At 44.6% G+C, this 11520-nt stretch carries 9 protein-coding genes; 7 read left to right on the top strand and 2 right to left on the bottom strand.

Annotation, left to right across the window (positions count from 1 at the left end):
* Positions 1-496: 496 nt before the first annotated feature.
* Both recN and nadK read right to left on the bottom strand, forming a co-directional pair.
* On the bottom strand, positions 497-2161 hold the full coding sequence (recN, locus tag ABUE20_RS16310) for a DNA repair protein RecN (RefSeq protein WP_408621010.1): 1665 nt from the start codon (positions 2159-2161) through the stop codon (positions 497-499).
* 88 nt (positions 2162-2249) lie between these two features.
* Positions 2250-3131 carry an NAD(+) kinase gene (nadK, locus tag ABUE20_RS16305; RefSeq protein WP_408621009.1) on the bottom strand — a complete coding sequence of 294 codons (882 nt, stop codon included), beginning with the start codon at positions 3129-3131 and terminating at the stop codon, positions 2250-2252.
* Between the two features lie 155 nt (positions 3132-3286).
* Between nadK and grpE the strand changes: the two genes are divergently transcribed.
* The 7 genes from grpE to dnaK all read left to right on the top strand — a co-directional run bounded on the left by grpE (position 3287) and on the right by dnaK (position 11433).
* Positions 3287-3931 (top strand): nucleotide exchange factor GrpE, encoded by a 645-nt coding sequence (grpE, locus tag ABUE20_RS16300; RefSeq protein ID WP_408621008.1) that lies wholly within the window; start codon positions 3287-3289, stop codon positions 3929-3931.
* Between the two features lie 415 nt (positions 3932-4346).
* Entirely contained in the window at positions 4347-5402 is a 1056-nt protein-coding gene (locus tag ABUE20_RS16295; RefSeq protein ID WP_408621007.1) for a transporter, read from the top strand.
* 419 nt (positions 5403-5821) lie between these two features.
* Positions 5822-6925 carry an NADH:flavin oxidoreductase/NADH oxidase gene (locus ABUE20_RS16290; protein ID WP_408621006.1) on the top strand — a complete coding sequence of 368 codons (1104 nt, stop codon included), beginning with the start codon at positions 5822-5824 and terminating at the stop codon, positions 6923-6925.
* A gap of 103 nt (positions 6926-7028) precedes the next feature.
* Positions 7029-7316: a DUF1289 domain-containing protein gene (locus ABUE20_RS16285; protein WP_408621005.1), complete on the top strand. Its 288-nt coding sequence runs from the start codon at positions 7029-7031 to the stop codon at positions 7314-7316.
* A 120-nt stretch (positions 7317-7436) separates the two neighbouring features.
* A complete protein-coding gene (locus ABUE20_RS16280) occupies positions 7437-8177 on the top strand; it encodes a phosphatase (RefSeq protein WP_408621004.1) in 741 nt (246 codons plus the stop codon).
* A 257-nt stretch (positions 8178-8434) separates the two neighbouring features.
* Positions 8435-9061, top strand: a complete 627-nt coding sequence (gene can, locus ABUE20_RS16275; protein ID WP_408621003.1) for a carbonate dehydratase — start codon at positions 8435-8437, stop codon at positions 9059-9061.
* 452 nt (positions 9062-9513) lie between these two features.
* Complete coding sequence (gene dnaK / locus ABUE20_RS16270) at positions 9514-11433, top strand: molecular chaperone DnaK (protein WP_408621002.1); 1920 nt, start codon at positions 9514-9516, stop codon at positions 11431-11433.
* Positions 11434-11520: the final 87 nt, after the last annotated feature.

Raw genomic sequence — 11520 nt, 5'->3', positions numbered from 1 at the left:
TCCGACTATGAGTGTTAACGTGTGTAAACGATGTCTCCAGTTTATTTTGTAAACCATGTCCCCGGTCTGTACACCCCACCCTAACCCTCCCCTTGGCAGGGGAGGGGATGATGTTTTTATGGCAGTGGTTAAAACTGCCCCCAGTCTGACCTTCCCCTTGGTAAAGGGAGGGAAGGATATGTTTGTTACCTATGGATGAAAGAGCTCATGGTGTTGGCTCTTCCCCTTGCTAAGGGGAAGTTGGATGGGGTTCACCTTTTAGTCATTATCGCAGTTAATCATGCGCCAGCAGTTCAGTTCCCGGGCATTCTCTTGGTAGGAGAAGGAATGATGCATTTATATGGCAGTGGTTGAAACTGATCCCACCCTGACCTTCCCCTTGGTAAAGGGAGGGAAGGATATGTTTGTTACCTATGGATGAAAGAACTCATGGTGTTGGCTCTTCCCCTTGCTAAGGGGAAGTTGGATGGGGTTCATCTTTTAGTCATTATCGCAGTTAATCATGCGCCAGCAGTTCCCGGGCGTTGGCCAAAGCGGTTTCTGTGATTTCGTTTCCGGCCAGTAGTCGAGCTAATTCCTCAATACGCTGCTCGCCAGTTAGCGGCTGCATTAGGGTTTCGGTGCTTTGTTTCTGCTGTTTTTTACTGACTCGGAGCTGCTGGTGGCCATTACCGGCGACTTGCGGCAGATGCGTTACACAGAGGACCTGATTGGTTTTTCCCAGTGTTCTGAGCATGTGACCGACAACTGCGGCGGTTGGGCCGCTGATCCCCACATCGACTTCATCGAAGATTAGGGTTGGTACGGCGATATGTTCGGCGCAGATCACCTGAATCGCTAGTCCAATTCGGGAGAGTTCCCCTCCGGAGACCACTTTAGTTAACGGTTGCAGTGGCTGACCGGGGTTAGTGCTGACGAGCAACTCAATTTTGTCCCAGCCTTTGGGGGTTGGATGTTGAGGATCACTGCTAATCTCGAACTGGCATTTGGCTTTGGGCATGCTGAGTGCTTTAATCGATTGCTCGATGAGTTGTCCTAATTGTCGTGCCTGACGTCCTCGGCTTTTACTGAGTTTATCGGCTTCGTTGCAGTAGTGTTGCCAGCTTTGTGCAATTTGTTCATCCATGCCCGCTAGCCGATCATCGTCAGCGGTTAGCTGGCGGAGTTCTTCGGCTAGTTGCTGGTGTAATTCCGGCAGCTGCTCGGCGTTGACTTGATGTTTTCGGGCTAGATCCAGTGCGGTACCCATGCGCTGTTCCAACTCGGCAAATTGCTCCGGATCCAGTTCCAAGTGATCGGCGGTGGCGCTGAGCTGGTGGCTGGATTCTTCCACTTGGATCATTGCTTCCTGGAGTAAATCGTAAGCGGTTTGTAGTTCCGGTTCGTATTCGAGCAAGTCACTGAGCTTTTTGCAGCTTTGTTGCAGTATGGCCAGCACATTGACTTCATCGTCTTGTGTGAGCATCAGGCTCAGTTGTTGGCAGCTATCCATTAATTCAGAGCTATTTGCCAGCCGTTTATGTTGTTGTTCCAGTTGGGGGTATTCATCGGGTTGCAGGTTAAATTCATCTAGTTCTTCAACCTGATATTCCAGTAATTGGCGGCGGGATTGAAGTTCAGCCTGCTGTTGCTGCATACGATCTTTTTCATGGCATAGGGTTTGCCAATGCTGGTAACGGTTAGAAACAGATTCCAGCAGACTTTGATGATGCCCGTAGTCATCGAGAATAGTCAGTTGTCGTGCGGGTTTGAGTAGGTCATGATGGGCATGTTGCCCATGAATACTCACCAATCGTGCGCCAAGCTGGCGCATTTGGTTCACCGGGACGGGGGTACTGTTGATATAACCTTTGGAACGTCCTTCATGGGTGACCACCCGTCGCAGAATACATTCGCCTTCGGCGTCTAGTTGATTTTCGGCTAACCATTGTTGGGCGGCCAGATTGTGGCAAATATCAAAGCGAGCGGAAATTTCAGCTCTTTTTTCACCGGGGCGGACCATGGCAGCTTCGGCTCGATCACCTAAACATAATCCTAAAGCATCAATGGCAATGGACTTCCCAGCCCCGGTTTCTCCGGTAATGGTCGTCATGCCTGTGGCAATATCAAGTTCAAGAAAACGAACGATAGCAAAATTCTGGACGGTTAATTGGGTTAACATGCTCGGATCCTCTCCACGGTATAGTGTATATATATACAGTTGTTTTAGGCGGCGAGCAAGTTTTTCGTGTTGCTATTTTAACCAGTCTTTAAAATAATTTACTTCCCCAGCCCAGTTTTTGCCGCAGGACTTCAAAATAGCGGTAATCGGTTGGATGAATGAGTCGTAGCCGCTGTGGATGTTGGCGAATAATAATTTTATCGCCGGCGTTGACGTTAATCGGAATATGGCTGTCACAACTGATCAGCATATCGGAGCGATTTTGCGGTGCAATTTTAATGCATATTTCGGATTGGCCATTGAGGACGGTCGGTCGGGTACTCAGCGTATGCGGGTACATCGGGACCATCGCGATGGCGTCTAGATCAGGCGTCAGGATCGGGCCTCCACCTGACAGCGAATAGGCGGTTGAGCCAGTTGGCGTTGCCAAGATCAGACCGTCGGCTCGCAGGCCGATCATAAATTTGTGATCGACGTAAACTTCAAATTCCAGCATATGAGCGACTTTACCCTGATGCAGGACAACTTCGTTCATGGCTTTATGAAAGCCCAAAGATTGATCTTCGCGGAGAATCTGGGCATCCAGTAAAAAACGATGTTCGGTGATAAATTCACCGTTGAGTACTGCGGTAAGGGGCTCTTTAAAATTATCGGGATGAAGGTCAGTTAAAAACCCCAGATTGCCTCGGTTGACTCCAATAACCGCTACATCATGCCCACACAGTTCACGGGCAGCGCCTAACATATTGCCGTCTCCGCCGACAACGATCGCCAGATCGGCTCGTTCTCCGATTTCTTGCATGGAAGCGACTTCACTGCAACAGACCGGTAATTGTTTGGCAACTCGTTTTTCGACCAGCAGATGATAGTCCTGCGCATGGAGCCAGTTTAGAAGCACATGTAATGTTTCATTGGCGCCGGCATGGTTAGGTTTGCCAATCAATCCAATTGTTTGAAAGATTTTTTTCATATGACGCGTTGTTTTTTACAAAGTAAGTTATCGCTTGCTCAGAAAAACTCTGACCATCTGTTACGGTGATTTACGAAGTTATGGGTTGAAACCCACGATATCATCCCCATAATAAGCCTCAAGAATTATTTAGGCTAACTTTTTCGGAGTATCGCATGAATAGCGAGCAACCAAAGAATCATACTGAACAACCTGTAGAATCTCAGGATGCGGCTCAGGAAGCCGTTCAAGCGGATGCGCAAGCACCAGAATCACAGTTGGAAGCCGAGTTTATCAGTGCTGAAGATGCTGCTAAAGATGATGCGCAGGAAGAAGCTAACCAGCGGATCGCTGAGCTAGAAAGCCAGTTAGCGAAGGCAAACGAGCAGATCAATGCGCAAAAAGATGCGGTGGTTCGGGCTCAGGCCGAAGTTGAAAATGTTCGGCGTCGCGCTGCGCAAGATGTGGATAAAGCACACCGCTTTGCACTGGAAAAATTTGCGGGTGAATTGCTGCCGGTGATTGATAACCTGGAACGAGCACTGCAAGCTGCCGATCCGGAGCAGGAAATTCTCAAGCCGATGATCGAAGGTGTGGATCTGACCTTGAAATCATTCTTAAGTGCAGTGGCTAAATTTGGGATTGAAGAGGTGGATCCTCAAGGTGAAGCTTTTGATCCAGCTAAACATCAGGCTATGGGAATGCAAGAAAGCGAAGAGGTTGCACCAAATACCGTACTGGCTGTGATGCAAAAAGGTTATGAACTGAATGGCCGTTTGATTCGTCCGGCGATGGTGATGATTGCCAAAGCTAAAAGTTAATTTGCATGAAACTGGATTGCGTTTATTGCTAAAGCGGCCTGCGGGCCGTTTTTTTATGGCTACAAAAATTATCACGAAAAGTTAATCCCCTTGGCTTCTGGCTCAATGGCTGGATTCATGTAAAGCCCGTCATGGTTTATTTCTTAATTTAACGATTAGATTATTGGCTCTTTTTATATGGTGTTTAATGTATTTAAAATATTTCAGAAATTGAATGACGGATGAATGAATCGACTTACCACGATGAGTAATTAAATATGTTAATTTAAAATAATAGTTCTTTTTTATAAATATTGAATGTAAATTAATCATCAATAGGGATGATCTTATTGAAAATATATTTCAGCTGGCTTTAAGGCTAGTTGTTTTTAGATGGTGCTTTTATTGAGGTCAATATTATATATAAGGAGCTATTTTGAAACGATTTAATGGATTAATTGTAATATTAGTGTTACTAATTTTTACTCATCGCAGTGGTGCCGCATCATTAGTGAATAATCAGACCGATAGTTATAAAAATAATAAACATGCGCTTTCGCTGTCCTCAGCCAAAATAAAAAAGGTCGGCGGTATTCATAGTATCGGGCTAGTTAATATGTCGAATGGGATGGTGCTCCCGGCAGGTAAATTTGTGGCAAATGTGAAGTATCGTTACATTCATAAAGATGCCCTTTATCATGGACACACGAAACAAAATGGCAGCTATGGTGGAAAATACGATCGTATTAATCAGTTGTTTCAATTCACTGCCAAGGCCGGATTATTTAAGAACGTTGAAGCTCGGGTGATGATCCCGTATTGGAAAAAAGAAGTAAAACGCAAACCCAGTAATTTATCTCATCCCTGGGATACCGATAGTAACAGTGGATTGGGTGATGTGGTTGTGATGGGGCGCTATGCGTTGATGACTCAGCGTGGTGGTGACTGGTTGAATTTGGCCATTGGAGCCGGATTAAAATTGCCTACCGGTGAAGCCGGACGTAAAAACGGGCTGCCTTTCTCTCGGAGATATCAATATTTAGGCCCAAGTGCACAGCTGGGGACGGGGTCATGGGATCCTAAATTTGAAATTGGAGCGACCAAAATGTTTGGTCGCTCCCGAGTCGATGCCCACATGATGTATACCATTGCTAATAATGGTGCTCACGGCTCGAAGCAGGGGAATCAGTTTAAATATGATCTTGGGTATGGTTATGCGTTAAATCGGCATTTTGATCTCGAGTTAGAGCTCAATGGGATTGATAAACATCGGGATACGCATGCGGGTGTAACTGATGATGCTACGGGTGGGCAGACTCTGTTTATCACCCCGGGAATTCATTTTAAATATAATAAGATGAATCTTGCGTTGGGCATTCCGGTGGTCATTTATCGAGATATTAATGGTACGTCAGCAACACCGGAGCGGAATAGCCGTTATGGATTAGGAGAAAAATTCCAGGTTATTACTCGGTTTGGAATTACTTTTTAGTTTAATTAACAATAAGCATAATAATATCATTCATATTACTTGATATATTTTATTGTGAAATGTACTCGATATCATTCTCACGTGAAAAGGAATGGATTAGCCATTATTGAGCATTAACCAATAAATTATTCGATTGATTTAGTTTAAACTTTTGTTATGCATCATTAAAAATAAGCGGATTAAATACTAAAGATATATTCGCTTATTGATAATGATGCTTTTTAATGAAAAATAAACTCTTTATTTTATGCAAGTGGGCATAGTGCTAAGTTTATTTATATTTTAGATATGTTTTATATAGCCTTAAATATATTTTGCTTGAGATTAGATATATTTTAATAGAGATATATAACAGTTGCATTTTATCCGAAGATGTCGTTATTCTTGTATGCACGTTCAAAAAAGCGAGGAGACTTATTGTGGCTAAATTGTTTACGTCACTCGATCTTGACAAGCTGACATTGAAAAACCGGATCATCATTGCACCGATGTGTATGTATTCGGCCGAGCATGGCAAGATGACGGATTGGCATCAGCAGCATCTGGGGATGCTTGCGCAATCCGGTGCGGGGATGCTGATTATTGAAGCAACAGCCGTTGAGCCCCGGGGGCGGATCAGTTATGCGGATGTCGGACTATGGGATGATTTAACCGAGCAGGCGATGGGCCGGGTTTTGGAAAGTATTCGTCGCTATAGTGATATGCCCATTGCGATCCAACTGGCGCATGCCGGACGCAAAGCCTCCTGTTCTAAGCCGTGGGATAGTGATGCGGGGGCCCAGATTGCACCGACTCACGATTTAGGCTGGCAGACGATTTCGGCATCGGACGTTCCCTATCACAATCATGATAATCCACCGCAGACGATGACGTTAGATGATATCGAAGCGCTCAAATCTTCATTTGTGGATGCAGCGGTGCGTGCGGCTAAATTAGGGCTGGATGCAATTGAAATTCATGCGGCGCATGGCTATTTATTGCATCAGTTCTTATCGCCACTGAGTAATCTGCGTGATGATCAATATGGGGGGACGTTAGAGAACCGGATGCGTTTGACTTTGGAAGTGTTTGATGGGATCCGCAGTGTTTTTCCGAAAGAAAAACCGGTGGGGATCCGGATTTCCGGTTCAGATTGGGTCGATCGGGGATGGGATATCGAGCAGAGTATTGAGTTGGCGAAAGCTTTGGATGCTCGAGGTTGTTCATTCATTCATGTTTCCAGCGGTGGTTTAAGTGAATATCAGCAGATATCGATCGGGCCAGGTTATCAGTTGGCACTGGCTGAGAAAGTTAAAGCCGCTGTGAAAATGCCCGTGATTGGTGTGGGACTCATCACGGAACCGGAGCATGCCGAATCGGTATTGTTATCCGGCCAAGCCGACGCAATCGCTCTGGCTCGTGGCATTTTATATGATCCTCGCTGGCCTTGGCATGCAGCCGCTGCTTTAGGTGCTTCGATACAACCAGCGTTGCCTTATTATCGCTGTGCCCCGCATTCAGCTCAAACCTTGTTTAAAAAATAATGGATTCATCCGGGAGTGACGTCGATTTAAATCGGCACCACTCTCGGCATTCATCTGCATTCTGTGCTTTATATCGGTTGATTTTTGAGCTAATTTATACGGTATGCAGCAGCTTGAAATATTCCCCCTCCAGAGTCCGTGCCTGGGGATCTGTGAGATGAATGAAAAAGGCCTGTGTCGCGGGTGTTTTCGCACCCGAGAAGAGCGCTTTGCCTGGAGTAAACTTTCCCCTGACCAACAACGAAATGTCATACGACTTGCACATAATCGTAAAGTTCGTTATCTGCGAGCTCAGCTTAAGAATCATCAACCTGAACGACCCTCAGTAGAACAAACAGAACTGCCGTTGGATAATTTTTTAGTCGATGATGCAAATCATGACCCTCATTAAATGTTGAGCTGAAGTTGTTCTATCTCACGTATTGCAGAGCCATAATAGATGTATGTAGCCCCCGTTCTGCTTTTGAAGAAGAAGCCAGTCTTAAAATTTAAATTGAATAAAGGATGTCAGATGTTAATTGAAACAGATACCCATACCCACACCGTCAGTAGTGGACATGCCTATAGCACGTTACAGGAAAATGCCCGAGCGGCTAAGGCGGCTGGGATCCGGTTAATGGCAATGACCGATCACGCGCCGACCATGCCGGGAGCACCGCATATCTGGCACTTTGGAAACCTGAAAGTGGTGCCTCGCCAAATTGAAGGTGTGGGTATTTTGCGGGGAGTTGAAGCTAATATTTGTGATGAACAAGGCCATATCGATATTCCTGATGACTATTTAAACATGCTGGATATTGTCATCGGCAGCTTTCATGAACCGGTTTTTGCACCCAGTAACAGTGCGGTTCACACCCAAACTTTGGAACGTGTGATCGCCAGTGGCAAAGTCGATATTATCGGGCATCCCGGTAACCCTAATTTCCCGATTGATATTAATGCCGTAGTTCAGGCGGCTGCCCAACATCAGGTCTTAATTGAACTGAACAATTCGTCATTTATCAGTTCCCGGCGGGGAAGTGAATCGAATTGTACCGCAATTGCAGAAGCGGCTCGGGATTTTGGTGCTTATATTACGCTTGGGAGTGATTCGCATATTTGTTATACCGTTGGGCAGTTTAAGGAATGCTTGGCCATTTTAGAGCATGTGGGATTTCCTCCGGAGCGTTTGGTGAGTACCAAGGCAGAAAAATTGCTCAAGTTCTTATCTAAACGAGGGAAAACTCATTTATCTGAATTTAATTTTCTGTAGCTAAATTTTTCGAAAATTATAAATATAAAAGTTAAAACTCTTCATTTGATTGCATATTCGATTTGTTAAATTCGTTTTTTGCAGTAGACGCATAAATGCATGTTTTTAGTTTTTAAATGATCATGTATGCTGGATACTCAACCGATTGGAGCAAAGTTGCTTTTTATCGGTTAGTTATCAAGACTCTAGCTACTAGATAGATGTATTTATATGGAATGTATTCGCATGGATGCGTTCCGCTAGTCGATGGATTTATCATGAGTGATTTATCACGAATTTTTTCAAACAATGTGCAATGGGCTGAAGCGATTAAAAAAGAGCAGCCAGATTTTTTTGAGCAATTAGTCGATCAGCAAACACCCGAATATCTTTGGATTGGGTGCTCTGATAGCCGGGTTCCGGCGAATCAGATTATGGGATTGATGCCCGGCGAAGTTTTCGTACACCGAAATATTGCCAATGTGGTGGTACATACCGATCTGAACTGTTTGTCGGTCATTCAGTTTGCCGTTGAAGTTTTACAAGTGAAACATATTTTAATCACGGGTCATTATGGCTGTGGCGGGGTAAAGGCTGCGGTTGATGGAAGTGAGATGGGCTTGATTGATAACTGGTTGCGTCATATTCGAGATGTTTACCGGCTGCATCGTGGTGAATTAGATGCCATCACGGATATGCATCAGCGTTACGATAAACTGTGCGAATTGAATGTCATTGAACAGGTCGCAAATGTGTGTAACACCACCATTGTTCGGGATGCCTGGCGTCGGGGGCAAAAGTTAGCGGTACATGGCTGTGTGTATTCCATTAAAGATGGTCTGCTCCGAGACTTACATGTGACGGTCAACGAACACAGCCCTGAACTGCAGATCAAACTCTCTTAACTGCAATCGTGTGAACTGAAGGCTGTGATGCCTGAATGACGTTCAAGTGAAGTGAATCATCTCGGGTAAGTTGACCGCGTCAGTCGCTTTGCTTTGAGTTATGTGGGAATGCGGATTTTAAACGGTTTCTTCTGCTTTGAGATGTGATTTAAAGATGGCATATCTCTATACGTTCCTGAGTGATGATAGAAAAGGATGATTTTATTTATCAGTTTTTATTCTCAGAAATTGTTGAAGTTTATTTTGGATTAAAGTTATTAAATTCAATTAGATAGATTTTAAATATAAGGGTGTGATAGTGCATTTATACCAGCTATCGCCCCGTGGTTTTACCCAAAAAATAAAATAAAGATGAAAAATTTTTGTTTTTTCCCTTGAAAAGGTAAATCCGGGCCCCATCTTAACTGGCAAAGCTTAAATACGTACAGAATACAGAATCTGGAGACATCAATATGGGTAAAATTATTGGTATCGACCTGGGAACAACCAACTCATGTGTCGCTATCTTAGATGGCGATCGACCAAAAGTAATTGAAAATGCTGAAGGCGATCGGACTACTCCTTCTATCATCGCGTATACCGATGATGGTGAAACTCTGGTTGGTCAACCGGCGAAACGTCAGGCGATTACCAACCCTAAAAACACTTTGTTTGCAATCAAACGTTTGATTGGCCGTCGTTTCGGTGATGACGAAGTTCAGCGTGATATTAAAATCATGCCATTTGACATCGTCAATGCAGATAATGGTGATGCTTGGGTCTCTGTGAAAGGTGAACAAAAAGCACCACCACAGATTTCAGCTGAAGTTTTGAAAAAAATGAAAAAAACAGCTGAAGACTATCTGGGTGAGAAAGTAACTGAAGCGGTGATTACCGTACCGGCTTACTTCAACGATTCCCAGCGTCAGGCGACTAAAGACGCCGGTAAAATTGCCGGTCTGGATGTCAAACGTATCATCAACGAACCAACGGCTGCTGCATTTGCATATGGCGTTGATAGTGTGAAAGGTGACACGACTGTTGCTGTATACGACTTGGGTGGGGGTACATTCGATATCTCAATCATCGAAATCGACGAAGTCGACGGTGAAAAAACTTTCGAAGTACTGGCAACCAATGGTGATACTCACTTAGGTGGTGAAGACTTCGATAACCGGATGATTAATTATCTGGTTGAAGAATTCAACAAAGAACAAGGTGTTGATCTGCGCAACGATCCATTGGCAATGCAGCGTTTAAAAGATGCTGCTGAAAAAGCCAAAATCGAGTTGTCTTCAGCACAGCAGACTGATGTGAACTTGCCTTACATCACTGCCGATGCAACCGGTCCGAAACACTTAAATATCAAAGTGACTCGCGCTAAATTGGAATCTTTGGTTGAAGACTTGGTGCAGAAATCATTAGATCCGATGCGTATCGCGTTGCAGGATGCAGACTTGTCTGTTTCTGAAGTGGATGAAGTGATTCTGGTCGGTGGTCAGACTCGTATGCCACTGGTACAGAAAGCCGTGACTGAATTCTTCGGCAAAGCACCTCGTAAAGATGTGAACCCTGATGAAGCTGTTGCGATGGGCGCTGCGATTCAAGGTGGTGTACTTTCAGGTGAAAAAACAGACGTACTGTTGTTGGATGTGACTCCATTGTCTCTGGGTATTGAAACAATGGGCGGTGTGATGACCAAAGTTATCGATAAAAACACCACCATTCCGACTAAACAGTCGCAGGTTTTCTCAACTGCTGATGATAACCAAAGTGCAGTTACCGTGCACGTATTGCAGGGTGAACGGAAACGTTCAGCAGATAACAAATCACTGGGGCAGTTTAATCTGGAAGGGATCCGCCCGGCACCTCGTGGCGTACCACAGATTGAAGTGACTTTTGATGTGGATGCCGATGGTATTTTACATGTGTCTGCTAAAGATAAAGACACCGGTAAAGAACAGCAGATTACCATTCACGCTTCTTCTGGTTTGTCTGATGATGAAATCAGTAAAATGGTTTCTGATGCCGAAGCACATGCAGACGACGATAAAAAATTCGAAGAGTTAGTGAGTGCTCGTAACCAAGCAGATGCATTGGTTCACAGTACTCGTAAACAAATCGAAGAAGCGGGCGATGCATTAGGTGGCGACGATAAATCGAAAATCGAAACCGCAGTAAGCGCTTTGGAAAGTGCCGCTCGTGGTGAAGATAAAGCCGAAATCGATGCTAAAGTTCAGGCATTAGTTGAAGCATCTCAGAAATTAATGGAGATTGCTCAGCAGAAAGCTCAAGCCGCTCAAGGTGGTGAAGAAGCTGGTAAACAACAAAAAGCAAGTGGCGATGATGTTGTTGACGCTGAGTTTGAAGAAGTTAATGACGATAAAAAATAATATCGCCTGACTTTTATTACTCTCCAATGAATGCGGGCGTTGTACTCTACAGCGCCCGTTTGCGTTTGAATAGACCTAAGCAGTCAC

The sequence above is a fragment of the Celerinatantimonas marina genome (assembly GCF_046054165.1).
In the GTDB taxonomy this organism is placed as follows: domain Bacteria; phylum Pseudomonadota; class Gammaproteobacteria; order Enterobacterales; family Celerinatantimonadaceae; genus Celerinatantimonas.
The sequence above is the reverse complement of the archived record's forward strand: the minus strand, read 5'-3'. Positions and strand labels throughout refer to the sequence as shown.

Bases quoted from the DNA above. Each gene is read 5' to 3' on its own strand.
- recN (WP_408621010.1), bottom strand. From the start codon at position 2,161: ATGTTAACCCAATTAACCGTCCAGAATTTTGCTATCGTTCGTTTTCTT.
- nadK (WP_408621009.1), bottom strand. From the start codon at position 3,131: ATGAAAAAAATCTTTCAAACAATTGGATTGATTGGCAAACCTAACCAT.
- grpE (WP_408621008.1), top strand. From the start codon at position 3,287: ATGAATAGCGAGCAACCAAAGAATCATACTGAACAACCTGTAGAATCT.
- ABUE20_RS16285 (WP_408621005.1), top strand. From the start codon at position 7,029: ATGCAGCAGCTTGAAATATTCCCCCTCCAGAGTCCGTGCCTGGGGATC.
- ABUE20_RS16280 (WP_408621004.1), top strand. From the start codon at position 7,437: ATGTTAATTGAAACAGATACCCATACCCACACCGTCAGTAGTGGACAT.
- can (WP_408621003.1), top strand. From the start codon at position 8,435: ATGAGTGATTTATCACGAATTTTTTCAAACAATGTGCAATGGGCTGAA.
- dnaK (WP_408621002.1), top strand. From the start codon at position 9,514: ATGGGTAAAATTATTGGTATCGACCTGGGAACAACCAACTCATGTGTC.